Consider the following 23198-nt stretch of genomic DNA (forward strand, 5'->3'; position numbering starts at 1 on the left):
CGTCGCGCTCCCCGAAGTCACCGGCCTGCGAACCGTCGGCACCAGCACGATCGTCTGCCTCGGCACCGTCGGCCCCTCCCCCGCCGTCGAGTTGCCGGTAGCCCGCCGCCAGGTCCGCGAACTCAAGCAACGCCTCATCCCGGCATCGCACCGCACCCGAGGCGGGCGATGAACGCTGAGCAGCGGAAGCCGGTGCGGGAGCGGGTCGTTTTGGCCGAGCGGCGGGGGGCGCGGGTGGTGCGAGCGCGGGTGGAGGTGGCGGAGCAGACCGAGGTGGGGGCGGTGCTGATCGGAGGGTTGATCCGGGCGCAGTTCGGGCTGGCGGTGCGGCTGGGATTGGTGACCGTGGTCGTGCTGGGTGCGCTGCCGCTGGTTTTCCTGGGGCCGCTCGGGACGGCGACGGTGTTCGGAATCCGGCTGCCCTGGCTGCTATTGGGAGTGGCGGCGTATCCGCTGTTGTACGTCGTGGGAAGGATCTACACCCGGCTGGCCGAACGCAATGAACGCGACTTCAACGAATTGACCAGGGACTGAGATGGATTCGCACGCCTCGGTGATCACGCTGATCGCCCTGCTGGCCGCGGCCGTCGCGACGGTCGGGATCGCGGTGTACGGGGTGCGGCTGGCGCGGACCACGTCCGACTTCCTGGTCGCGTCCCGCAGTGTGGGGCCGCGGTGGAACGCGGCGGCCATCTCGGGTGAATATCTCTCCGCCGCCTCGTTTCTCGGCGTCGCCGGACTGATCGCCAAGTACGGAGCGGACGCCCTGTGGTACCCGGTCGGTTTCACGGCGGGCTATCTCGGCTTGCTGCTGTTCGTCGCCGCACCCCTGCGCCGATCCGGTGCGTACACGGTCCCAGATTTCACCGAATTCCGGCTCGGCTCTTTGCGTTTGCGACGTTTGGCAGCGCTGGTCGTAGTACTCGTCTGCGCGGTGTACCTGATCCCGCAGTTCCAGGGCGCGGGCCTGACACTGCGAATCCTGCTGGGCGTACCCGGCTGGGTCGGTGCCGTCGCAGTCGCCACCATCGTCATCGCCACCGTCGCCAGCGGCGGCATGCGCTCGATCACTTTCGTCCAAGCGTTCCAGTACTGGTTGAAACTGACCGCCGTCGCCCTCCCCGCACTGGTGCTGGCCGCCCACTTCCTCGGCAACCGCCCGGCGACAACCGATCTCGGCCCCTGGCTGCGCCCCGGTGGCGGCTTCGGCGGCCCCCACCCCCTCTACGCCGTCTACTCCCTGATCGTCGCCACGTTCCTGGGCACCATGGGTTTACCCCACGTCCTGGTCCGCTTCTACACAAACCCCGACGGCCGCGCCGCCCGCACAACGGCCGCAACCGTAATCGGCATGGTCGGCGTCTTCTACCTGTTCCCCACCCTGCTGGGCGCCTTCGCCAGGGTATTCACGCCCCAGGTACTGGGCTCTGACGCCTCAGACGCCGCCGTACTGCTGCTGCCCGAATCGGTGCTGGCCGGTTTGGCAGGCCAACTGCTCGGCGCGCTCGTCGCCGCCGGTGCCCTGGCCGCATTTCTATCCACTTCATCCGGCCTACTGGTCAGCATCGCGGGCGTGGTCAGCACCGACCTCCTCCGCGGCCGAATCCGCGACTTCCGATTAGCGGCCCTCATCGCAGGCACTGTCCCCCTGGCCCTTTCACTGGTCGTAGTCTCCCTCGACCTCTCCCGCACAGTCGGCCTGGCCTTCTCGGTAGCGGCGTCGACCCTCTGCCCCCTGCTCACCCTGGGCATCTGGTGGCGCGGCCTCACCGCCCCGGGCGCGGCCGCGGGTCTGATCACCGGCGGCCTGACTTCCGGTGCGGCAACAGCGGTTTCGGTAGCGGGCGGCATCCCGACCCGAATCGCTAATGGCTGGCCCGCAGCAATCCTGAGCTACCCCGCAGCCGTGAGCGTCCCCCTGGCCTTCCTCACCATGATCGCCGTCAGCCGCCCGACCCGGACCCAGCCCACCCCCGAAGTCGCCCGAATCTTCGTCCGCCTCCACGCCCCCGAACTCCTAGGCCTAAGCGCCGACCGCGAACCCGGCCCTCGCCCCACCTCACCGGCGGCGCCGGTGAATCACGAAGTGCGGAATGCGCGGCGGTAGGCGGCCGGGGTGGTGCCCACCTGGGCGCGGAAGCGGCGGCGGAGATTGACCGGCGAGCCCAGGCCGACCCGGGCTGCGATGACTTCGACCGGGAGGTCGGTCTCCTCGAGGAGGGCGCGAGCCTGGGACACACGACGACTCAGGAGCCAGGCGCCGGGGCTGGTGCCGAGTTGGTCGGCGAAACGGCGGGCCAGGGTGCGTGGGGAGATATTGAGGTGGGCGGCCATGTCGGTTACCGAGAGTGGGGTTGCCAGTTGGGTTTCCGCCCAGTCGAGCAGGCCGTCGAGGGCCTCATCCGGTGGTGGGGTGGGCGCGTATTGGAGTTGGCCGCCCTCACGGTGCGGGGGCATCACCATGTGGCGGGCGAGCAGGGCGGCGTGGGCGGGACCGTGGTCTTGCCGGACCAGATGCAGGCACAGGTCGATGCCCGCGCCGGCTCCGGCGCTGGTGGCGACGTCGCCGTGGTCGATGTAGAGACGGTCCGGTTCCACCAGCACGTCGGGGAATTCGCGCTGTAGTTTCGCGGCCGATGCCCAATGGGTGGTGGCCGAACGACCGTCGAGTAGTCCGGTGCGGGCCAGAGCGAACACTCCGGAGCAAATGGTGGCCAGTCGCGCCCCGCGGGTGTGAGCTTGCAGCAGCGCCTCGCGCACTTGGTCGGACAGTGGTTCCTCGGGTGGATGCCAGCCCGGGATGAGGACGGTATCCGCGTGCTCGAGCGCCGACAGGTCGCGTTCGACGAACATCGCGTACCCGGCCGAACTGGGTACCGGCCCAGGTGTCTCGGTGCACACCTCGAACTCGTAGTGCTGCGCCACACCGGCCCGCGGAGTGCCGAATACCTCGACGGCACAGCCGAGTTCGAATGTCGGCTGCACCGGCCGCACCAGAGCCACCACACGATGCATGGCAAGAAAGTACCCCATGGTGTCTTCTCCGACACTGGCCCGATTCGCTCCGCTCCCGGCAGGGTGGCGGACATGCATCCCGAGATCCTCGACCAGATCGGCTACACCGCCGTCACCGCCGCCGAATCCCCTGTCCGCGAGCTCTTTCCGGGTATCCGGCTCCGCCACCTGTGGACGGGAGAATCAGGCGCACACGCCAACATCCTGGAAATGGACCCGGGCACCTCCTGGCCCCGCCGCGACATCCACCAGCCCGGCCCGGAAGAGGTTTACGTACTCTCCGGCGTCTTCAACGACGGCGCTCGCGACTACCCCGCCGGAACGTTCCTCCACGCCCCACCCGGATCCTGGCACATCCCCGCAACCACAACCGGCTGCACCCTTTTCGTCTTCTACCCCGAAGGCTGATCTCGGAGTTCCGTCAATTTCGGTGCCTCAGTGCAGGTCCAGGCCCATTCGCGTGCCGCTCACCTCGGCGCAGGGGTTTCGTACGAGTCGGTGAAGGTGCTGGCGCCCGCTGTCGCCAGCACTTCGTCGCGGTCTTGGATCAGCCATTTGCCGCAAATACAGCGCAGGTAGCGGATATTGCCGTGGGTGGAGACGGTGGTCGGCGTCGGCCAGGAGCAGACGGGGCAGGTAGCGGGCATGCCTTCACAGTGATGTAATGAGTTAGTGCATTTCAACCCTTACGGCGGGGTGGCCGCCGAGATCGCGGTTCGGCTGGTGAACGCGGCACCCGGCGAGGATCTCGGCCGGCTGCTCATGGCCAGTGGTTACCAGCCGGTCGGACCGATCGACGCACGGCAGGATGCCGAATTGCGGCGGTGGATACGGGAACTCGACGCGGTGTTCACGAATCCGTCGGTGGAACTGCTCAATGCATTGCTGGCCAAAACGACCGGCCGCCCATACATTTCGGTGCACGACGGCCGGGCCCCGCACTTGCATTACGCCGAAGAAACGGCCCCGGTGGACGAGCGGGTGAAGGCGTACACCGCCTTCGGTCTCGCGGCACTGTTCTGTGAGGACCCGACCCGGATCGGCCGCTGCGCCCGGGAGGGCTGCGACGTTGTTTTCGTCGACACCTCGCGCAACGGCAGGCGTCGCTTCTGCACCACCCGATGCTCGACCCGGGTGCACGTGGCCGAGCATCGGCGCCGCTTGGATGGTTGACCGCTCGGCGCGTGGGATCGACCGTTCGGCGCACGGAGCGGGGCCTTCGGCGAGTGACCGGGGCCACATCATGTGTTGATCATGAAGTCCTGGCTAGCGTTCCGCGGCAAGTAAGCCACGCCACACGCTAGGACGTTCGATGAGCAGTATCGAGCTCGGCGGCACGCCGCCGCGCACACCCACGGCGGCGGAATTTGCCGCCGCGCAGGCCAGTCCGGAGTTTCAGGAGCTTCGGAATCGGCTGCGCCGCTACGTGTTCCCGATGACCGCCTTGTTCCTCACCTGGTATCTGACCTATGTGCTGTTGGGGGCGTATGCCCATGACTTCATGGCGCACAAGGTGTTCGGGAATGTGAATACGGGGCTGCTGCTCGGGCTCGGGCAGTTCGTGTCGACCTTTCTGATCACCGGGCTGTATGTGCGGTTCGCGAATCGGGAGTTGGATCCGCGTGCTGCCGCGCTGCGCGCCGAGTTGGAGGGGGGTCGGGCGTGAATACGTTGACTTATGCCGCGGCCGAGACTGTCGGCAAGCCTGCGGTCAATATCGCGATTTTCGCGCTGTTCGTGGCCGTCACCATGGTTGTGGTGGTGCGGGCCAGTCGGTCCAATGCCGGTGCGGCGGACTTCTTCACCGGTGGGCGCGGGTTCTCCGGGCCGCAGAACGGGATCGCCATCGCGGGCGATTATCTTTCGGCCGCGAGCTTTCTCGGCATCGCGGGGGCTGTCGCGGTGTACGGGTATGACGGGTTCCTCTACTCGATCGGCTTCCTCGTAGCGTGGCTGGTCGCGCTGCTGCTGGTCGCCGAAATGCTCAGGAACACCGGCAAATTCACCATGGCCGACGTGCTGAGCTTCCGACTGAAGCAGGGGCCGGTGCGGACGGCCGCGGCGCTGTCGACCCTCGCGGTGTCGCTGTTCTATCTGCTGGCGCAGATGGCGGGTGCGGGCGGTCTGGTGGCGCTGCTGCTGGATATCAAGAGCCGCACCGGGCAGTCGGTGGTGATCGCGGTCGTGGGCATTCTCATGATCGTGTACGTGCTGGTCGGCGGCATGAAGGGCACCACCTGGGTGCAGATCATCAAGGCGGTGCTGCTCATCGCGGGCGCGGCGTTCATGACCGTGCTGGTGCTGGGCAAGTTCGGATTCCACTTCTCCGACATCCTCGGCTCGGCGCAGCAGCACGTGTCCGAATCGGCGAACAAAGCCGTGGCCAAGCGTGATGTGCTGGCCCCGGGCGCGCAGTACGGCGCGAACGGCACCTCCAAGCTGAACTTCGTCTCCCTGGGCTTGGCGCTGGTGCTGGGCACGGCCGGTCTGCCGCATGTGCTCATGCGCTTCTACACCGTGCCGACCGCGAAAGAGGCACGCCGCTCGGTGGTTTGGGCGATCGGCCTGATCGGCGCCTTCTACCTGTTCACGCTGGTGCTCGGCTACGGCGCGGCCGCCATCGTGGGCCCGGACAAGATCCTGGGCGCGGCCGGCGGGCAGAACTCCGCCGCCCCGCTGCTGGCGTACGAGCTCGGCGGCGTGGTGCTGCTGGCGGTCATCTCCGCGGTCGCCTTCGCCACCATCCTGGCGGTGGTCGCCGGTCTGACCATCACCGCCTCGGCGTCCTTCGCGCACGACATCTACGCCGGAGTCATCAAGCGCGGCAAGGTCTCCGACAGCGAACAGGTGCGGGTCTCGCGCATCACCGCGGTCGTGGTGGGCCTGCTGGCCATCGGCCTGGGCATTCTCGCCAACGGTCAGAACGTCGCGTTCCTGGTGGCGCTCGCCTTCGCGGTGGCGGCCTCGGCGAACCTGCCGACCATCCTGTACTCGCTGTTCTGGAAGCGCTTCAACACCACCGGCGCGCTGTGGAGCATGTACGGCGGCCTGATCTCCACCATCGTGCTGATCGTCTTCTCCCCCGCCGTGTCCGGCTCCAAGACGGCGATGCTGCCGAAGCTGGACTTCGACTGGTTCCCGCTATCCAATCCGGGCATCGTGTCCATCCCGCTGGCCTTCGTGCTCGGCATTGCCGGCACCTTCCTGGGCAAGCCCGACGAGGACCCCGCCAAGGCCGCCGAAATGGAGGTGCGCGCCCTCACCGGCGTCGGCGCCGAGAAGGCCGTCGCGCACTGACCGCTCGAGAGGAGACCACACCATGAGCCACACGATCACCGAGTTCTGGGCCGAGCAGGCCGGGCGGCTGCACTGGACGCGACCGTTCACCCGCGTACTGGATTGGGACGACGCGCCTTTCGCGCAATGGTTCGCCGACGGACAGCTGAACGTCGCCTACAACTGCGTCGACCGCCACGTCCTCGACGGCCACGGCGACCAGGTCGCCATCCACTGGGAAGGCGAGCCCGGCGACAGCCGCGACCTCACCTACGCCGACCTGCTCGCCGAAGTGTCCAGGGCCGCCAACACTCTCACGGCCCTCGGACTGCGACCCGGTGATCGTGTGGCCATCTACATGCCGATGATTCCCGAGGCCATCGTCTCCATGCTGGCCTGCGCCCGGCTCGGGCTGGTGCACTCGGTAGTCTTCGCCGGATTCTCGGCGAGCGCCCTGCGCCAGCGGGTCGACGATGCCGGAGCCCGGCTGATCATCACCACCGACGGCCAATGGCGGCGCGGGACAGCGGCTCCGCTCAAGGCGGCCGTGGACGAGGCGCTGGCCGAAGGCGATTCGAGCGTCGAGCACGTACTCGTGGTGCAGCGCACGGGAATCGACACCCCGATGACCGCGGGCCGGGACCTGTGGTGGCACGACACCGTCGCGCAGGCACCGGCCGAGCACCAGGCCCAGGCGTTCGACGCCGAGCACCCGCTGTTCATCCTCTACACCTCCGGCACCACCGGAAAACCCAAGGGGATTCTGCATACTTCGGGCGGCTACCTGACCCAGGCGTCCTACACCCACGACATCGTCTTCGACCACAAGCCCGGCCAGGACGTGTACTGGTGCACCGCCGATATCGGCTGGGTCACCGGGCACTCGTACATCGTCTACGGGCCGCTGTCGAACCGCGTCACGCAGGTGGTGTACGAGGGCACTCCGAACTTCCCGGACGAGCACCGCCACTTCCAGATCATCGAAAAGTACGGCGTCACCATCTATTACACGGCTCCGACGCTGGTGCGCACCTTCATGAAGTGGGGCCGCGAGATCCCCGCCGCCCACGACCTGTCGAGCCTGCGACTGCTGGGTTCAGTCGGCGAGCCGATCAACCCGGAGGCCTGGCGCTGGTACCGGGAGGTCATCGGCGGCAACCGAACTCCCATCGTGGACACCTGGTGGCAGACCGAGACCGGCGCCATCATGATCGCCCCGCTGCCCGACACACCCGACGCCAAACCCGGTGCCGCCATGACCCCGATCCCGGGCATCTCCGCCAAGGTCGTGGACGAGGACGGCACCGACCTCGGCGACCGCGACGCCGACGGCCTGCTGGTACTGACCCAGCCCTGGCCGTCCATGGCCCGCGGCATCTGGGGCGATCCGCAACGGTTCCGCAAGACCTACTGGGATCGATTCGCCGCCACCGGTTGGTATTTCGCCGGTGACGGCGCCCGCCTCGACGCCGACGGCGACCTGTGGATCATGGGCCGCGTCGACGATGTCATGAACGTGTCGGGCCACCGCATCTCCACCGCCGAGGTGGAGTCCGCCCTCGTCGGCCACTCGGGTGTCGCCGAGGCGGCCGTGGTCGGCGCCTCGGACGAGACCACCGGTCAGGGCATCGTGGCCTTCGTCATCCTGACCGCCGAAACCACCGACACCGGAACCGATCTGGTGCGCGAGCTGAAGGCCGAGGTCTCCCGCGAGATCAGCCCGATCGCCCGCCCGCGCGATATCCACGTGGTGCCGGAACTGCCCAAGACCCGCTCGGGCAAGATCATGCGCCGCCTGCTGCGCGATGTGGCCGAGGGTCGCGAACTCGGCGACACCTCGACCCTGGTGGATCCCGGCGTGTTCGCCGCGATCGCCCGGCGCTGAACCGCTCTCGGGCGATCGGGCGACTCGTGCTCAGGCCACCGACGCGGCCGCCGGCTCGACATGGGTAGTAGTGCGGCGCGCCGCGTGAGCGCCCCGCACCACCAGCGGCAGCACCCATGCCGACGCGATTTGATCAAGACTCGCGGCACCGATGCCGAGCCGGTTGTGCACGAATCCGACAGACAGCCCGAGACCCGGATCGGCCCAGCCGAACGAGCCACCCAGCCCGATATGCCCGAAGCCCGCGCGGGCGCCCGGGATCGGCAGGGAGTGATAACCCATGTGCCACATCATCGGGATGTAGAACAGCGCGTGATCGAGCCGATAGGTCTCGACATGCCGCATGGCCTTGATCGTCTGCGGCGACAGGAACCGGCGGCCCTGATGCATACCGTCGTTGGCGAGCGCGCCGTACACCGTGGCCAGCCCGGTCGCGGTGCAGACGCCGTTGCCCGCGCCGAGTTCGGTGTGCAGGATCGGCGGATCCTCGCCCTCCAGCAGCAGATCCAGGCCGGGCAGGAACAACGCGCGAGCGGCGGCGCCCAGCGCCCCGGGCAGCGAATAGGCGCGGCCGAGCACCAGTGACACATAGTTCGTGCCGACCGCCGAGAGCTTGTTGCCGTGCAGCACAGCCGCACTGGTGGGCGATCCGGCCGGCGGCGCGCCCAGATGGATGCCCTCCGCACCCAGCGGTTCGGCGACCTCGCTGCGGAACAACTCGCCCATCCCCCGCCCGGTGACCGCGCGCGCCAGCCCCGCCAGCAGCCAGCCGTAGGTCAGCGCGTGATAGGTCGGAATGCCCAGCAGGTGATCGGGTTTCGCCGCCGCCAGATGCTCTTCCATCATCCGGTGATCGAGCACGTCGTCGAGCCCGCGCGCGATGGCCGGCAGCCCGTAGAGCCCGGCCCGGTGAGACATGACCTCCCGCACCGTGATCCGCTGCTTGCCATTGGCCGCGAACTCGGGCCAGTAGTGGGCGACGGGCGCGTCGTAGTCGATGAGTCCCCGGTCGGCGAGCCGGTGGATGACCGTGGCCGCAATGCCTTTGGTGGCGGAGAAGACGATGGAGCCGGTATCGGCGTCCCACCCCCGCCCCGGCGCGGCCTCACCGGCCCAGATCTCGACCAGCGGTTCCCCGCGCAGATGCACCGTGAGCCCGCCGCCCGCGCCCGGGCGACCACCCACCATTCGCGCGAAAGTACGTACCAGCGGACCGAATTCGCTGGTCGCGTAGCCGCTCACCGAGGTGGGCAGGTCCACGAGACCCGTGGGGGAAGCGTCATTGCTCACCTTTTACACGGTACGAGCGCTGGGTGACGCGGGGCAATGATCTGGACGGGAGAGTTATTCGCGTTGGCCCAGTGGTTATTTGGAGTGTCCGAGTCGGGATGGGCTCGTTATCGCGAGTCGGTGCGTACGCTGAGATTCATGCGTACGCTGCGGTCCGTACTGCTGGCTGTGCTCGCCGTCGTCGCCCTGGTTGCCGGGTGCGCGACGAAACAGGAGGCCGCGCCACCGCGGGTCACCGGCGATTTCCACGGGAAGATCGAGATACCCGACCATCCGCTGGCGGTGGGTGTCAGCTTCGCCGCCGACGGCAAGGCGACCATCGACATACCGGAGCAAGGGCTGCAGGAGAAACCGCTCAGCGCGGTGAAGGCCGATGCCGACGGCGTCTCCTGGACCATGACCAAGATCCCCGGAAATCCCTCGTACCAGGGAAAATACGATAAGGGCTCAGACACCATCACCGGGCAGTTCACCCAATCCGGGCAGAGCTTCCCGCTGACGCTGACCCGCGGCAAGGTCGAGGGCCCGCCCCGGCCGCAGGAGCCCAAGCCGCCGTACCCGTACAAGTCCGAGGACGTCACCTACCGCAGCGGTGACATCACCATCGCCGGGACGCTGACCGAGCCCAACAGCGGCGGCCCGTTCCCGACGGTCGTGCTGATCAACGGCAGCGGGGCCAATGACCGCGACGAGGAGATCCTGGGCCACAAGCCGTTCCTGCTGCTGGCCGACACCCTCACCCGCGCCGGATACGCGGTCCTGCGCACCGACAAGCGCGGGGTGGGCAAGACCGGCGGCAACCTCGACACCTCGGACTACAAGGATCTGGCCGACGATATCGGCGCCGGAATGACGTTCCTGCGTGGACGTTCCGAGATCGACGCCAAACGGATCGGGCTGCTCGGGCACAGCGAGGGCGGCTACCTCGGCCCGCTCTACGCCTCGCGCCCGGACAGCGGCGTCGCCTTCGTCATCATGATGGCGGGCCCGGCGGTACCCGGCTCGGATGTCCTGGTGCTGCAGAACCGGCTCATCCTCACCGCCCAGGGCGCCAGCGCCGAGGAGATCGACAAGGCCGTCGCCTTCAATTCGACCCTGGCGACCCTGATGCGCGCGGGCGATCTGGAGGCCGCCAAGACCTATGTGCGCCGGCACAATGACGAACTGCCCGCCGAGCAGAAGCTCTCCGAGGACGACATCGCCGCGCTGGTCACCCCGTACATGGCCGCGCTCCTCGGCTACGACCCGGCCCCGGCGCTGCAGAAACTGCGCATGCCGGTGCTGGCCTTCTACGGCACCAAGGATCTGCAGGTGGCCGCGTCCCAGAGCGAGGGTCCGGCGCGCACCCTGCTGGCCGCCGACCCGGATGCCACCGTGCACGTCTTCGACGGCCTCAACCACCTGATGCAGCCCGCCGATACCGGCAGCCCCAAGGAATACGCCGGGATCGACACCACCATCGACCCGCAGGTGCTGACCTTCGTGACCGACTGGCTGACCCAGCGCTTCCCGCCGACACGATGAGCCTTCGTGCAGGTGCATATGGCGCGCGGGCACGTCGGCGGGAAGAGTGGTGGGGTGGGAATTTACGAAGACCGGGTGCTGCCGCGGCTCGTGGACGTGTGCTGCGGGACGAAATACCTGAACCGCGAGCGTAAGCGGGTGTGCGCCGGGCTGCACGGACGCGTGGTCGAGATCGGTTTCGGCTCCGGGCGCAATGTGCCGTTCTATCCGGACACCGTGAAATCGGTGGCCGCGGTCGAGCCCGCCGATCTCGGCTGGAGGATGGCGGCCGAGCGGGTCGCCGCGTCGGCGGTGCCGGTGGAGCGGTCCGGACTGGACGGGCAGCACCTGCCGTTCGAGGACGACAGCTTCGATTCGGCGCTGTCCACCTGGACGCTGTGCACCATTCCCGATGTCGAGACCGCGCTCGCCGAGGTGCGCCGAGTATTGGTGCCCGGCGGCACTTTTCATTTCGTCGAGCACGGTCTCGCACCGGATCCGAACGTGGTGAAGTGGCAGCACCGGTTGAACCCGATTCAGAAGGCCGTGGCCGGTGGCTGCCACCTCAATCGCGATATTCGCGGCCTGGTCGAATCCGCGGGATTCGAGATCCGCGAGATCGACCGCTATTACCAGCAGGACGGCCCCAAGCCGTGGGGCGCGCTCTCGCTGGGCGTCGCGGTGGCCGCCTGAGATCTACCGCGTTATGAGACCTGTTGGGGCCAGCCACCGTACGGGACGGTGATCAGCTCCATGTAGTGGCCGACGGGATCGAGGAAATAGATCCCCCGGCCGCCGTCATTGTGGTTGATCTCGTTCACGCCCTGCTGCCGCGGATCGGCCCAATAGGTCATGCCGTACCGCTTGATCTTCTCGTAAGCCGCGTCGAACTCTTCCTCGGAAACCAGGAAGGCGTAGTGCTGCGGTTGCGGCTTGTCCTCGAATCCCGGTGGCATATTGGAAAAGTCGAAGGTGACGCCATTGCCGACCGTGATCGGAATGAACGGACCATACGGCTTACCCACCTCCACCCCGAGAATGTCCGCCCAGAATTCGGCGGAAACCTGCTTGTCGACGCACGCGACGATGGTGTGGTTGAACTGGATAGTGATAGGAATTCTCCTGTACTCGTGACGATCCCGACCCTGGACCGGTACAAGTCGGCCGACAGGAGCACCGCCACGCCTACGACGTTAGCCAGAAACCGCCGGATTCGCCAAGTCCCCTGTGTGTGCCCTCACAGCGCGCGGCGTCAGGGACGGCGGGGTGCGGAATACTCCTGTTCCGGGCGGCCGGTGCTGCCGTAGCGCAGCTGCATGCGCAGGTCGCCCGCGCCGACCAGGGTGGCCAGGTAGCGCTGGGCGGTGGCGCGTGAGATGCCGATGGCGGCCGAGACCTGAGCCGCCGACATGGGTGCGTCAGCGGCCTGAACAGCTTGCAGCACAAGATCTTTCGTAGGCGAAGCCGCCGCCACCGCACCGGCCGCCGCCGTCCCCGAGGCCACCACCGCCGGACGCAACGCCGCCAGCGCCGCATCCACATCCCCCGCCGTCACCTCCGGCGCCGCGAGGATCCGCCGGTATCGCGCATACCCCGCCAGCCGCGCCGCCAGCACCGCATGATCGAACGGCTTCACCAGATACCCCAGCGCCCCCGCCGCCAGCGCCGCCCGCACCGTCTCCGATTCCGTTGCGGCGGTGAGCATCATGGCATCGAACCGAACCTCCCGAACCAGCTCGATCCCCGACCCGTCCGGCAGATAAACATCCACCAACGCCAAATCCACCTGCGCCCCGGCAATCGCGGCCCGCGCCGCCGCCAAACTGTTCACCGTCGCCGCCACCGAAAACCCCGGCAACGCGGCAACGATCCCCGCATGCAAATTCGCCACCCGGAAGTCATCATCGACCACCAGCACGCTCAGCTCTCCCACACCATTTCCTCTTCCGACAACACACCCGGCATCCGGGCAATGAATTCCGCTCCCCCCAAAGCCTTCTCGCCGACCCCACCCGGGTCCGCAAGGCGCACATCCCCACCTCGCGCCCGCGCCACCTGCCGAGACAGCGCCAGTCCGAGTCCGCGGCCTCCGGGTCCGCCACCACTCTTGGTCGAAACCCCTTCGGTGAATACCGAATCCGCCAACTCGGCCGATACCCCGCCACCGCTGTCGGCGACCGCTATGTGCAGCGTCTCCCCTTCCTGAACCAACTCCACCTCCACCGCCGTCTCACCCTCGCCCAGGGCCGCCGCATCGATGGCGTTGTCGAGCAGGTTGCCGAGGACGGTTGTGACGTCAACGGGGGCAGAGAGATTCGCGTCGACCCAGGTGTTGGGGCCGAGGCGGAGGTGGACGCCGCGCTCGCGGGCGTGGGCGGATTTGGCGGCGAGGAAGGCTTGCAGGTAGGGGTCGCGAATGGCTTCCAAGCCGGGAAGGGTCGCGCCCAGGGGGCCGGTGCCGAGTAGTTCCTCGAGGTAGTGGGTGGCCTCGTCGGGGCGGCCGGTGTGGAGCAGGCCGCTGAGAAGGTGGAGGCGGTTGGCGAATTCGTGGCGCTGGGCGCGTAGGACGGTGCTCATGGTGGAGACGGCGTCGAGTTGGCGGGTCAGGGATTCGACATCGGTGCGGTCGCGAACGGATAGGACCGCGCCGAGTGGGCGGTTGTCGCGGGTGACGGCGCGGGCGGTGACGACCACGATGCGGTCGCCGACCGCAGCTTGGACCGGCTGGCCGTCGGCAGACCGGAAGGCTTGCAGGACACGGGGAGTCAGGCCGATAGCGTCGAGGGCACTGCCGGGTTCGGGGTCGATGTCGAGCAGGCGGCAAGCCTCGTCGTTGACGACTGTGATCCGCCATCGGGCGTCCACGGCGACGACGCCTTCGCCGATGCCGTGCAGGACGGCGTCCTGCTCGCGGACCAGGTCGGCCAGATCCGATGGTTCCAGGCCGAGGGTCAGGTCGTGCCAGCGACGAGCCAGCAACACCGATCCGGCAATGCCCGCCAGCAGTGCGCCGCCGATCAACAGGCCCGCGCGGCGGAGGTCGCGCAGCAGTTGATCGCGCACCGCGGCGGTCGAAATGCCCACGCTGACTTCGCCGACCACCGATTCGCCATTGGGAGCGAAGACCGGGACCTTGGCACGTACGGACTCCCCCAGGGTGCCGTGTTCCCGGATCACGAACTCGGTGCCGCCGAGCGCCTTCGTCGGGTCGGTGCTCACCATTTCGCCGAGCCGATCGCGGTCGGGATGAGCGAGACGGATTCCGGCGTCATCGGTGATCACCACGAACAATGCGTCGGTGCGGAGCCTGGCGTCATCGGCGACCCGTTCGAGGTCACCGTGCGCGAGTTCGTTCTTCAGTGCGGGTCCGGGTTGCAGCGCGATGCCCGCATAGCGCGACACCTCCGCGCGCACCTCCGGATCGGAGGCGACCGTGCGGGCGACGGCGAGCGCGCGCTGGCCGTACTCATCCGACAGCCGCTGCCCGCTGACGTAGGCGAAGACGCCGAAGGCCAAGCCGAGGGTCAGGCCCACCACGGCGATCTGCAGGAGCAGGATCTGGGTCCGGAGACGGACGGAGCGGGGGCCGAGCGAGAACACGCGGCACAGTGTAGACAACGGTCCGCAAACGGATGAGCAGAATGCGCAAAACGGGCGGATCGTCAGTTGTGTGACTTGCGCGCACAAGCGGGCCGAGTGTGACCCGGCACACGTAGCTTCTGTCCAACGCCGCAGCAGCGGCACTGGACAGGAGCAGTAATGAGTACAACGACCACTGAGCGCGATGATGCGCCTTTGATCGAACTGCGCGGTGCGACCAAGCGGTTCCCCGGGAACAACGGCGGGATCCACACCGCGGTCCGCGATCTGAACTTCACCGTCGCGGCGGGCGAGTTCGTCGCCGTCGTCGGGCCGACCGGGTGCGGCAAGTCGACCACGCTGTCGCTGGTCTCCGGCCTGGAGCCCGCCTCGGCCGGACGAACTCTGGTGCGCGGCAAGGATGTTCGCGGCATTCCGGACGGCGTCGGCTACATGTTCCAGCAGGACGCCGTGCTGCCGTGGAAGTCGGTCATCGAGAATGTGGCGCTGGGCCCGAAGTTCCGGGGCGTGTCCAAGGCCGAGGCGCGCGAGCGCGCGGGCCGCTGGGTGCGCACGGTCGGGCTGGGCGGGTTCGAGAACTACTACCCGCATCAGCTCTCGGGCGGTATGCGCAAGCGGGTCGCGCTGGCGCAGACGCTGGTGAACGATCCCGAGATCATTCTCATGGACGAGCCGTTCAGCGCACTCGACGTGCAGACCCGCGGACTCATGCAGGATGAGCTGCTGCGCGTGTGGTCCGGCACCGACGCCGAAGGCCGCGAGAAGGGCCGCGCCGCGGTGATTTTCGTGACCCACGATCTGGAGGAGGCCATCGCCCTCGCCGACCGGGTCGTCGTCATGACCGCCAGCCCCGCGACGGTCTGCGGCGACTTCAAGGTCACCCTCGATCGTCCCCGCAATGTCGAGGAGGTGCGGCTCACCGAGGAGTTCCGCGACCTCTACAAGGAAATCTGGGAAACGCTGCGCGATCAGGTCGAGGCGGCTCGCACCAAGGGAGCGTCTCGTGTCGCTTAATACGATTCAGAAAACCGCCTCTACCTCACCGGAATTCGAGGTAGAGACCGAGGAACAGATCCTCGCGCGAGTCCGCTCGCAGTCCCGCCGCAACAAGATCCGCACCTGGGGCCTACGCGCCCTGATCGTGGTCGCCTGGCTGGGCTCCTGGCAGCTCACCGCCACCTACTGGATCGACCCGTTCTTCTACTCCAAGCCGTCCCTGATCTGGGACCGCCTGGTCGAATGGTTCACCAAGGGAACGCAGTTCGGCTCCATCTGGCTACAGCTCTACACCACCGTGCAGGAGGCCGTGCTCGGCTTCGTCATCGGCACCGTGGCCGGTGTCGTGCTGGGTGTGCTGCTGGGCCGCTCCCGCTACTGGGCCGATGTGCTGGCCCCGTTCATCAAGGCGCTCAACGCGGTTCCCCGCATCGTGCTGGCCTCGCTGTTCATCATCTGGTTCGGCCTGGGCCTGCAGTCCAAGGTGGCGACGGTCGTGGTGCTGGTGTTCTTCGCGGTGTTCTTCAACGCCTTCACCGGCGCGCGTGAAGTCGACGGCAATGTCATCAACAATGCCCGCATCCTGGGCGCGAGCCGCGGTCAGGTGCTGGGCTCCATCGTGCTGCCCAGCGCCACCACCTGGATCCTGTCCTCGCTGCACACCGCCTTCGGCTTCGCGCTGATCGGCGCGGTGGTCGGTGAATACGCCGGCGCCAGCAAGGGTCTGGGCCTGCTGATCAGCAATGCCCAGGGCACCTTCGACGCGGCGGGCATCTACGCGGGCATGATCATCATCACGGTGGTGGCCCTGGTCGCGGAGTGGCTGATCGGAATGGCGGAGAACCGGCTGCTGAAATGGCGTCCGTCGCAGGCATCCTCGGGCCACGGGATCTGAGCCATGAAGTACCGCAAGCATATTGCCGTGGTTCTGCTGGCGATCAGCTCACTGCTGCTGGTCACGGGATGCCGCGATTCGCGCCGGATTCCCATCGAGAACGGGCGGCCCCAGATCACCATCATGGTGGGCGGCCTGGAGAAGGTCATCTACCTGCCGGCCATGCTCACCGAGCGGCTGGGCTTCTTCAAGGACAACGATATCGACGTGCAGCTGCTGGGCGAGCAGTCCGGCGCGAACGCCGAGACCGCGCTGCTCACCGGCGATGTGCAGGGCGTGGTGGGTTTCTACGACCACACCATCGACCTGCAGGCCAAGGACCAGTGTCTGAAGACGGTCGTGCAGTTCGCCGACGTGCCCGGCGAGGTCGAGCTGGTGTCCAAGCAGGACGCCGATGCCATCAAGTCCCCCAAGGACTTCCGGGGCCGCAATCTGGGTGTCACGTCGCTGGGCTCCTCCACCGACTTCCTCACCCAGGCCCTCGCCGGGCAGGCCGGTCTGCAGACCTCCGACTACACCCGGGTGAAAGTCGGTGCGGGACAGACCTTCATCGCGGGCATGAACCACAATGGCATCGACGCGGGTATGACCACCGATCCGACCGTCGCCAAGATGACCACCTCCGGCGACGCCCAGATCCTGGTCGACATGCGCAATGAGCAGGGCACCCGCGCCGCGCTGGGCGGCCTCTACCCCGCGGCCTCGCTCTACATGCGCTGCGAGACCGTCGAGAACCATCCGGACATCGTGCAGAAGCTGGCGACCTCCTTCGTCCAGACCCTGCGCTGGATCAAGACCCACACGCCGGAGGAGATCGCCGCCAAGATGCCCAGCCAGTACGCGGGCGGCGACCCCAAGCTGTACGTCAAGTCCATCGGCGATTCGATCAGCATGTTCAATGGCGACGGCCTGATGAAACGCGAAGGCGCGCAGAACGTCCTGCGCATCCTCGGCCAGTACTCGCGCAATGTCTCCCCGGTGAAGGACCGCATCGACCTGAACGCGACCTACACCAACGAATTCGTGGAGAAGGCCCAGGGCGCGAACAAGCCCTGACCGGCCCACGCGGAACCGCACATCACGTGAGGGGTGTGCGGTTTCGCGCTGTATTTTTCCGAGATCACCGCCTATTCGGGGACAGTGGCCGGGACGCGGCGAGAGCGGCGCAGGGCATCGATGGTGAAGATCGCCAGCGCCAGCCAGATCAGAGCGAAACCGGCCCAGCGCGAGGCGGGCATCGCCTCGTGGCCGACCGCCACACCCCAGGTCAGCTGCAGTGCGGGTGTCAGATACTGCAGGATTCCCATGGTGGACAATGGGACTCGCGGGGCGGCCAGGGCGAACATGACCAGGGGAACAAGGGTGACCGGGCCGGTCAGCATAAGCAGGCCGGTATGCGGCAGCGACGAACCGAAAGTCGCGTTGCCGGTCACGGCGATGACGATTACCGCGATGAGCGCGAACGGCGCGGCCGCCAGCCCCTCGGCCGCCAGACCGGGCAGCGCGTCGAGGCGGATCACCTTCTTGACCAGACCGTAGGTGGCGAACGAACAGGCCAGGATCAAGGCGATCCAGGGCGGTCGGCCGTAGTCGATGGTCAGCACGATCACCGCGGTAGCGCCCAATCCCAGCGCGACCCACTGCGCGGCCCGCAGCTTCTCGCGGAAGATGAGGACACCGAACGCGACCGTCACCAACGGGTTGATGAAATAGCCCAGCGCGCACTCGACCACGTGATGCGAGATCACACCGTAGACGTAGGTGCCCCAGTTCAACGAGATCGCCGCCGAGGCGACTGCGGCCAGCCGCCAGGTGCGCGCATCGATCCGCCGCAGTTCGCCCAGCCGCCCGGCCACCGCCATCACCAGCAGCGAGACGACCAGCGTCCAGAGGATCCGCTCGACCAGCACCTCCCCCGCGCTCGCGAAGGACAGCAATCCGAAGAACGCCGGGAAAAGCCCCCACATGAAGTAGGCCCCGATGCCGAAGGCGATGCCGCCGTCCCGGGCGAGGTCGCGTCCCCCGCGCCGCGTCGTCTCGACCGCCGTGTCTGCGTTCCCAGGTCCTTCGGCCACCCGACTACGTTAGCCCGCGCAACTATCGCCACGACAGCCAATACATCGGATGATCCTCACACCTGCCCGGCGCGTGACGAACAGCTACGGGCCAGTTTCTTTGATCGCCCTTTACTGTGGAGGGCATGTCGATTACTGCGCAGGCAGCTAGTCCACCGAGTCCCCCCGCCCTGGGGCTCAGCTCCGCCGAGGTGGAGCAGCGGCGTCGCGACGGGCTCACCAATGATGTGCCGGAGCGGGCCAGCCGGTCGGTCCGCGACATCGTCCGGGCAAATGTGTTCACCCGGATCAACGCGATCCTGGGTGTGCTGTTCATTCTGGTGCTGGCCACCGGATCGATCATCGACGGCATGTTCGGCCTGCTGATCATCGCCAACAGCGCGGTCGGCATCATCCAGGAGGTCCGCGCCAAGCAGACCCTCGACAAGCTGGCCATTGTCGGCCAGGCCAAACCGATGGTGCGGCGCGAGGGCAAGGCCGTGGCGGTGGCGCCGCAGGAGATCGTGCTCGACGACATCATCGAGCTCGGTCCCGGCGATCAGATCGTGGTCGACGGCGAGGCGGTGGAGTCCGAACTGCTCGAGGTCGACGAGTCGCTGCTCACCGGTGAGGCCGACCCCATCGACAAAACCGTTGGCGCGCAGATCATGTCGGGTAGTTTCGTGGTGTCCGGCAGCGGCGCGTACCGGGCCACCAAGGTCGGCAAGGACGCCTACGCGGCCAAGCTCGCCGATGAGGCCAGCAAGTTCACGCTGGTGAAGTCGGAGCTGCGCAGCGGCATCGACACCATTCTGAAAGTCATTACCTACCTGCTGATTCCGGCGGGGCTGCTGTCGATCTACAACCAGCTGGTCTCGTCCAAGGAATCCTGGCGGCCCGCCGTCAACGGCATGGTGGCCGCGCTGGTGCCGATGGTGCCCGAGGGCCTGGTGCTGATGACCTCGATCGCCTTCGCGGTCGGCGTGGTCCGGCTGGGCGCGCGCAAGTGCCTGGTGCAGGAGCTGCCCGCCATCGAGGGACTGGCCCGGGTCGACGTGGTATGCGCGGATAAGACCGGCACGCTCACCGAGAACGGCATGCGGCTGGCCGAGATTCGGCCGATCGGCGACATCGACGACGACGAGCTGAAGCCGGTTCTCGCCGCACTGGCCGGCGATGATCCGCGGCCGAACGCGAGCATGCTCGCCATCAAGGAAGCCCTGCCCGACGCGCCGGGTTGGCAGTCCACCGGCGTCGCGCCGTTCTCCTCCGCCAAGAAGTGGAGCGGCATGTCGTATGGCGAGCACGGCAACTGGCTCATCGGCGCACCGGACGTGCTGCTCGACCCCGGCTCCGAGATCGCCGACACCGCACAGGAAATCGGGGCCAAGGGTCTGCGAGTCCTGCTGCTCGCACGTAGCGACCGGTCGGTCGACGCCCCCGACGCGCCCGGCACGGTGACGCCCGCGGCGCTGGTGGTGCTCGAGCAGAAGGTGCGGCCCGATGCCAAGGGGACGCTCGAATACTTCGCCTCCCAGCATGTTTCGACCAAGGTCATCTCCGGCGACAACGCCGTATCAGTCGGCGCGGTGGCTTCCTCGCTGGGCCTGGCCGGTGGTCAGGACGCTGTCGACGCCCGCACCTTGCCGACCGACCAGAACGAACTCGCGGATGTGCTGGAGCACAAGACCGTCTTCGGACGCGTGCGCCCGGATCAGAAGCGCGCCATGGTCGGAGCGTTGCAGTCGCGCGGCCACACCGTCGCCATGACCGGCGACGGCGTCAACGACGTGCTGGCGCTGAAGGATGCCGATATCGGCGTCGCCATGGGCTCGGGCAGCCCGGCCACTCGGTCGGTGGCGCAGATCGTGCTGCTGGACAACAAGTTCGCGACCCTGCCCTACGTGGTCGGCGAGGGCCGCCGGGTGATCGGCAATATCGAGCGGGTCTCCAACCTGTTCCTGACCAAGACCGTCTACTCGGTGGTGCTGGCCTTCCTGGTCGGCATCGCGGGCATCGGATCGCAGATCTTCAGCTACAAGGCGATCGGATATCCGTTCCTGCCCCGTCATGTGACGATCGCGGCCTGGTTCACCATCGGCATTCCGGCCTTCATCCTCTCGCTCGCGCCCAATAACGAGCGCGCGCGGAGCGGATTCGTCGGGCGCGTCATGCGATTGGCGGTGCCGTCGGGAACGGTGATCGGCGTGATGACCTTCATCTCGTACCTGATCGCCTACCGGGGACCCGACGCCGGGGACACCGCGAAGGTGCAGGCGGGTACGACCGCGCTCATCACGCTGCTCATCATCGCGGTGTGGGTGCTGGCCATTGTGGCGCGGCCGTGGAACTGGTGGAAGATCCTGCTCGTCGCGGGTTCCGTTGCGGGGTACCTGATCCTGTTCTCGGTGCCGTTCACACGGCACTTCTTCAAACTGGATCCGTCGAACGTGGCGCTGACGACCTCGGCGGTGATCTGCGGCGGCGTCGGCATCGTGCTCGTCGAGGCGGCTTGGTGGCTGAGCGCCAAGTACCTCGGCGAGTCGCCGCATACGCAAACGGCGGATCCGGTCGAAACCGACTGACCTTCAGCACCTTCCACGACGGCGGTACACCATCCGGTGTGCCGCCGTTGTTTTACATCCAAACTGGTCGCATGGTTTGGCTCGCCGGGGGTTTTACCGTCCTGGGCAGGTACTGAATTCGCAGGTACCTTGTGGCTCATGGAGGTCTTGCTGCATCAGCTCGACGCATTCGCCGACGCCCCCTTCTCAGGCAATCCCGCGGCGGTCATGCCGCTGTTGTCCTGGCTGCCGGACGAACTGCTGCAGCGGCTAGCGGAAGAGAACAATCTCGCGGAGACCGCCTTCTACACGTCCGCGCTGCCGCCGGAAGCGGGTGCGCCGCCGGACAACTCGCCCGCGTTCCACCTGCGCTGGTTCACCCCGACGGTCGAGGTCGACCTGTGCGGGCACGCCACCATGGCCGCCGCGGCCCAGATTCTCGACGATATGCATCCCGGCGCGGATCGCGTCCACTTCTATACGCGCAGCGGCTGGTTGCGCGTGGATCGGGACCGCGACGATCTGGTGCTGGATCTGCCGTCGGTGTCGTCGGTGGAAATCGATGTTCACGAAGACATTCCGCACCTGCTGGCCAAGGCGCTCGGGGTGCGCCCGCTGCGCGCCTTCGAGGGCACCGATGTGGTCCTGTTCGTGACCGCCGAACACGAAGTGCGCGAATCCCGCCCGAACTTCTCGGCGTTCCCGTCGATGAAGCGGGCCGCCATCCTCACCGCCGAGGGCGATGAGGTCGACTTCGTGTCCCGCGTCTTCGCGCCCGGCCAGGGGATCCCGGAGGATCCCGTCACCGGCTCCGCCCACGCCCAGCTCGCGCCCTTATGGAGCAAGGAGCTCGGCCGCACCGCCCTCACCGCCCGGCAGTTGTCCCGGCGCGGTGGTTCGCTCCGCTGCGCCCTGAGCGACGACCGCGTCCGGTTGACCGGGCGCTGCCGCCGCTACCTCGACGGGGTAGTTCGCCTGCCGGACTAGGGAACTCGGCGATCGGTGATCTGGCGGGTCAGCGCCAGCAGGTCCTCGGTGCGGTAGCCCGGGTAGCCGTGCAGGATGGACAGCCATTCGGCCGGGATGGCCGACGCACCCCAGCGTGCGCCGAGGAGGCCGCCCGCGATGGCGGCGGTCGTATCGGTGTCGCCGCCCGCCCGGACCGCGAGTTCCAGTGCGGCGGGGAGGGTTTCGGCGTGGGTGATGGCCCACCAGGCGGTCTGCAGGGCGTGGACGACCCAGCCGTTCTTGGGGAAGTCCGCCGGGCTGCCGGTTTCGGCCTTGTCCAGCAAGGGTTCCCAGAATCCGGTGTCGACCTGGGACAGGGCCTCGCGGAGGCCGTCGTAGGTGCCGTGGATGACGGCGTGGCGGATGGCGAGGGTCCACAGTTTGCACGCCTGCATGGCCTGCATGTCGTAGTGGGTCAGCGAACTGACGAGTTTGGCTGCCTTGCCGCACTTCTCGGCATCGTCGAGGTAGGCCAGCGCCACCGGGGCGGTGCGCATGAGGGAACCGTTGCCCGCCTTCAGACCGGTGAGGTCGTGGGCTCGCATCTGCATGGCGCGGCCGGTCTGGTCCCGCCACTCCAGCACCTGGCGGGTCTGGTTGCCGATGTCCTTGGGCTGGGAATCCCACCAGGCCACGAACTCGGCGGCCACGGCATCCAGGCCCTCCGGATTACAGATGTCGCCCTGCTTCGCGGCCGCCCGCGCCACCGCGACCGCCATGGCGGTGTCATCGGTCCACTCGCCCGGGGCCCACATGAACGAGCCGCCGCCCTTCATCCGGATCTCCGCGTCCGGGCCCGGGTAGGTGAACTCGTAGCCCGCCCCCAGCGCGTCACCGGCCGCTGTGCCCAGCAGTACCCCCGCGGCCCGGTCGGCCTGCTCCGGCGTCAATTCCATCTGTGCTCGCCTCTTCCGCTCCGATGCGTCCACATCGATCTATCACGACGTTACTCACTTCGCGGGCACGCCGAACCGGCCAGCCGTCGTCTTTACGGGTTCCCCCACTACGCTCGGGGGCACTTACTCGGATGGATGATCCGGAGGTTCTGCCGATGATGAACCAGCTCGTAGACCGTCCCACCCCGATCGAACCCCACCCGCTCACCCAGCCCC

At 67.5% G+C, this 23198-nt stretch carries 22 protein-coding genes and 1 pseudogene; 15 read left to right on the forward strand and 8 right to left on the reverse strand.

The genetic code is table 11. The features are described from left to right. From ACAM49_RS28730 to ACAM49_RS28740, 3 genes and pseudogenes are all read left to right on the forward strand, one after another. Positions 1-172, forward strand: a pseudogene (locus ACAM49_RS28730) (DNA-binding response regulator); the annotation flags it as partial. After that, positions 169-534, forward strand: a complete 366-nt coding sequence (locus ACAM49_RS28735; protein WP_369638677.1) for a hypothetical protein — start codon at positions 169-171, stop codon at positions 532-534. The pseudogene ACAM49_RS28730 and the gene ACAM49_RS28735, both read left to right, overlap by 4 nt. Before the next feature lies 1 nt (position 535). After that, positions 536-2107 carry a cation acetate symporter gene (locus ACAM49_RS28740; protein ID WP_369638678.1) on the forward strand — a complete coding sequence of 524 codons (1572 nt, stop codon included), beginning with the start codon at positions 536-538 and terminating at the stop codon, positions 2105-2107. Here ACAM49_RS28740 and ACAM49_RS28745 read toward each other — a convergent pair. Then, positions 2080-3015 (reverse strand): GlxA family transcriptional regulator, encoded by a 936-nt coding sequence (locus tag ACAM49_RS28745; RefSeq protein ID WP_369638679.1) that lies wholly within the window; start codon positions 3013-3015, stop codon positions 2080-2082. The two genes, ACAM49_RS28740 and ACAM49_RS28745, sit on opposite strands and share 28 nt — an antisense overlap. Before the next feature lie 72 nt (positions 3016-3087). Between ACAM49_RS28745 and ACAM49_RS28750 the strand changes: the two genes are divergently transcribed. After that, positions 3088-3423 carry a cupin domain-containing protein gene (locus ACAM49_RS28750; RefSeq protein ID WP_369638680.1) on the forward strand — a complete coding sequence of 112 codons (336 nt, stop codon included), beginning with the start codon at positions 3088-3090 and terminating at the stop codon, positions 3421-3423. A 59-nt stretch (positions 3424-3482) separates the two neighbouring features. Here the strand turns inward: ACAM49_RS28750 and ACAM49_RS28755 are convergent, their stop codons facing one another. Beyond that, positions 3483-3662: a hypothetical protein gene (locus ACAM49_RS28755; protein ID WP_369638681.1), complete on the reverse strand. Its 180-nt coding sequence runs from the start codon at positions 3660-3662 to the stop codon at positions 3483-3485. 25 nt (positions 3663-3687) lie between these two features. On the opposite strand from ACAM49_RS28755, the gene ACAM49_RS28760 reads away from it, so the two are divergent. From ACAM49_RS28760 to acs, 4 genes are all read left to right on the forward strand, one after another. Further along, the gene (locus tag ACAM49_RS28760; protein WP_369638682.1) at positions 3688-4188 is read left to right on the forward strand and encodes a CGNR zinc finger domain-containing protein; all 501 of its coding nucleotides are present in this window, start codon (positions 3688-3690) and stop codon (positions 4186-4188) included. 139 nt (positions 4189-4327) lie between these two features. After that, entirely contained in the window at positions 4328-4681 is a 354-nt protein-coding gene (locus ACAM49_RS28765) for a DUF485 domain-containing protein (RefSeq protein WP_369638683.1), read from the forward strand. Next, a complete protein-coding gene (locus ACAM49_RS28770) occupies positions 4678-6312 on the forward strand; it encodes a cation acetate symporter (RefSeq protein WP_369638684.1) in 1635 nt (544 codons plus the stop codon). The genes ACAM49_RS28765 and ACAM49_RS28770 overlap by 4 nt, the downstream gene beginning before the upstream one ends. Before the next feature lie 22 nt (positions 6313-6334). Further along, complete coding sequence (acs, locus tag ACAM49_RS28775; protein WP_369638685.1) at positions 6335-8176, forward strand: acetate--CoA ligase; 1842 nt, start codon at positions 6335-6337, stop codon at positions 8174-8176. A 30-nt stretch (positions 8177-8206) separates the two neighbouring features. Here acs and ACAM49_RS28780 read toward each other — a convergent pair whose 3' ends face one another. Continuing rightward, on the reverse strand, positions 8207-9466 hold the full coding sequence (locus tag ACAM49_RS28780; RefSeq protein WP_369638686.1) for a serine hydrolase domain-containing protein: 1260 nt from the start codon (positions 9464-9466) through the stop codon (positions 8207-8209). A gap of 138 nt (positions 9467-9604) precedes the next feature. Between ACAM49_RS28780 and ACAM49_RS28785 the strand changes: the two genes are divergently transcribed. Continuing rightward, entirely contained in the window at positions 9605-10990 is a 1386-nt protein-coding gene (locus ACAM49_RS28785; RefSeq protein ID WP_369638687.1) for an alpha/beta hydrolase family protein, read from the forward strand. Between the two features lie 54 nt (positions 10991-11044). Then, on the forward strand, positions 11045-11662 hold the full coding sequence (locus tag ACAM49_RS28790; protein ID WP_369638688.1) for a class I SAM-dependent methyltransferase: 618 nt from the start codon (positions 11045-11047) through the stop codon (positions 11660-11662). A gap of 11 nt (positions 11663-11673) precedes the next feature. Here ACAM49_RS28790 and ACAM49_RS28795 read toward each other — a convergent pair whose 3' ends face one another. From ACAM49_RS28795 to ACAM49_RS28805, 3 genes are all read right to left on the reverse strand, one after another. Continuing rightward, on the reverse strand, positions 11674-12081 hold the full coding sequence (locus ACAM49_RS28795; protein ID WP_369638697.1) for a VOC family protein: 408 nt from the start codon (positions 12079-12081) through the stop codon (positions 11674-11676). A 140-nt stretch (positions 12082-12221) separates the two neighbouring features. Beyond that, positions 12222-12902: a response regulator gene (locus tag ACAM49_RS28800; protein WP_369638689.1), complete on the reverse strand. Its 681-nt coding sequence runs from the start codon at positions 12900-12902 to the stop codon at positions 12222-12224. Next, the gene (locus tag ACAM49_RS28805; protein ID WP_369638690.1) at positions 12890-14569 is read right to left on the reverse strand and encodes an ATP-binding protein; all 1680 of its coding nucleotides are present in this window, start codon (positions 14567-14569) and stop codon (positions 12890-12892) included. Before ACAM49_RS28805 ends, ACAM49_RS28800 begins: the two co-directional genes overlap by 13 nt. Before the next feature lie 159 nt (positions 14570-14728). On the opposite strand from ACAM49_RS28805, the gene ACAM49_RS28810 reads away from it, so the two are divergent. From ACAM49_RS28810 to ACAM49_RS28820, 3 genes are read left to right on the forward strand one after another with little or no spacing between them, the layout of a single operon-like run. Next, the gene (locus ACAM49_RS28810) at positions 14729-15583 is read left to right on the forward strand and encodes an ABC transporter ATP-binding protein (RefSeq protein ID WP_369638691.1); all 855 of its coding nucleotides are present in this window, start codon (positions 14729-14731) and stop codon (positions 15581-15583) included. Then, positions 15573-16460: an ABC transporter permease gene (locus ACAM49_RS28815; RefSeq protein WP_369638692.1), complete on the forward strand. Its 888-nt coding sequence runs from the start codon at positions 15573-15575 to the stop codon at positions 16458-16460. The genes ACAM49_RS28810 and ACAM49_RS28815 overlap by 11 nt, the downstream gene beginning before the upstream one ends. A 3-nt stretch (positions 16461-16463) precedes the next feature. Further along, entirely contained in the window at positions 16464-17516 is a 1053-nt protein-coding gene (locus ACAM49_RS28820; RefSeq protein ID WP_369638693.1) for an ABC transporter substrate-binding protein, read from the forward strand. Between the two features lie 71 nt (positions 17517-17587). On the opposite strand, the gene rarD is transcribed toward ACAM49_RS28820, so the two are convergent. Continuing rightward, positions 17588-18454 (reverse strand): EamA family transporter RarD, encoded by an 867-nt coding sequence (gene rarD, locus ACAM49_RS28825; protein WP_369638698.1) that lies wholly within the window; start codon positions 18452-18454, stop codon positions 17588-17590. A 206-nt stretch (positions 18455-18660) separates the two neighbouring features. Here rarD and ACAM49_RS28830 point away from each other — a divergent pair, with 206 nt between their 5' ends. Together ACAM49_RS28830 and ACAM49_RS28835 are read left to right on the forward strand one after the other, a co-directional pair. Continuing rightward, on the forward strand, positions 18661-21099 hold the full coding sequence (locus ACAM49_RS28830; RefSeq protein ID WP_369638694.1) for an HAD-IC family P-type ATPase: 2439 nt from the start codon (positions 18661-18663) through the stop codon (positions 21097-21099). Positions 21100-21237: 138 nt separating this feature from the next. Beyond that, the gene (locus ACAM49_RS28835; RefSeq protein ID WP_369638695.1) at positions 21238-22065 is read left to right on the forward strand and encodes a PhzF family phenazine biosynthesis protein; all 828 of its coding nucleotides are present in this window, start codon (positions 21238-21240) and stop codon (positions 22063-22065) included. On the opposite strand, the gene ACAM49_RS28840 is transcribed toward ACAM49_RS28835, so the two are convergent. Continuing rightward, complete coding sequence (locus ACAM49_RS28840) at positions 22062-22982, reverse strand: ADP-ribosylglycohydrolase family protein (RefSeq protein ID WP_369638696.1); 921 nt, start codon at positions 22980-22982, stop codon at positions 22062-22064. The genes ACAM49_RS28835 and ACAM49_RS28840 overlap by 4 nt on opposite strands. Positions 22983-23198: the final 216 nt, after the last annotated feature.

It is taken from the genome of Nocardia sp. JMUB6875, assembly GCF_041154655.1.
In the GTDB taxonomy this organism is placed as follows: Bacteria; Actinomycetota; Actinomycetes; order Mycobacteriales; family Mycobacteriaceae; genus Nocardia.

Coding starts and splice junctions, on each gene's coding strand:
- ACAM49_RS28735 (WP_369638677.1), top strand. CDS start 169: ATGAACGCTGAGCAGCGGAAGCCGGTGCGGGAGCGGGTCGTTTTGGCC.
- ACAM49_RS28740 (WP_369638678.1), top strand. CDS start 536: ATGGATTCGCACGCCTCGGTGATCACGCTGATCGCCCTGCTGGCCGCG.
- ACAM49_RS28745 (WP_369638679.1), bottom strand. CDS start 3,015: ATGCATCGTGTGGTGGCTCTGGTGCGGCCGGTGCAGCCGACATTCGAA.
- ACAM49_RS28750 (WP_369638680.1), top strand. CDS start 3,088: ATGCATCCCGAGATCCTCGACCAGATCGGCTACACCGCCGTCACCGCC.
- ACAM49_RS28755 (WP_369638681.1), bottom strand. CDS start 3,662: ATGCCCGCTACCTGCCCCGTCTGCTCCTGGCCGACGCCGACCACCGTC.
- ACAM49_RS28765 (WP_369638683.1), top strand. CDS start 4,328: ATGAGCAGTATCGAGCTCGGCGGCACGCCGCCGCGCACACCCACGGCG.
- acs (WP_369638685.1), top strand. CDS start 6,335: ATGAGCCACACGATCACCGAGTTCTGGGCCGAGCAGGCCGGGCGGCTG.
- ACAM49_RS28785 (WP_369638687.1), top strand. CDS start 9,605: ATGCGTACGCTGCGGTCCGTACTGCTGGCTGTGCTCGCCGTCGTCGCC.
- ACAM49_RS28810 (WP_369638691.1), top strand. CDS start 14,729: ATGAGTACAACGACCACTGAGCGCGATGATGCGCCTTTGATCGAACTG.
- ACAM49_RS28820 (WP_369638693.1), top strand. CDS start 16,464: ATGAAGTACCGCAAGCATATTGCCGTGGTTCTGCTGGCGATCAGCTCA.
- ACAM49_RS28830 (WP_369638694.1), top strand. CDS start 18,661: ATGTCGATTACTGCGCAGGCAGCTAGTCCACCGAGTCCCCCCGCCCTG.
- ACAM49_RS28835 (WP_369638695.1), top strand. CDS start 21,238: ATGGAGGTCTTGCTGCATCAGCTCGACGCATTCGCCGACGCCCCCTTC.
- ACAM49_RS28840 (WP_369638696.1), bottom strand. CDS start 22,982: ATGGAATTGACGCCGGAGCAGGCCGACCGGGCCGCGGGGGTACTGCTG.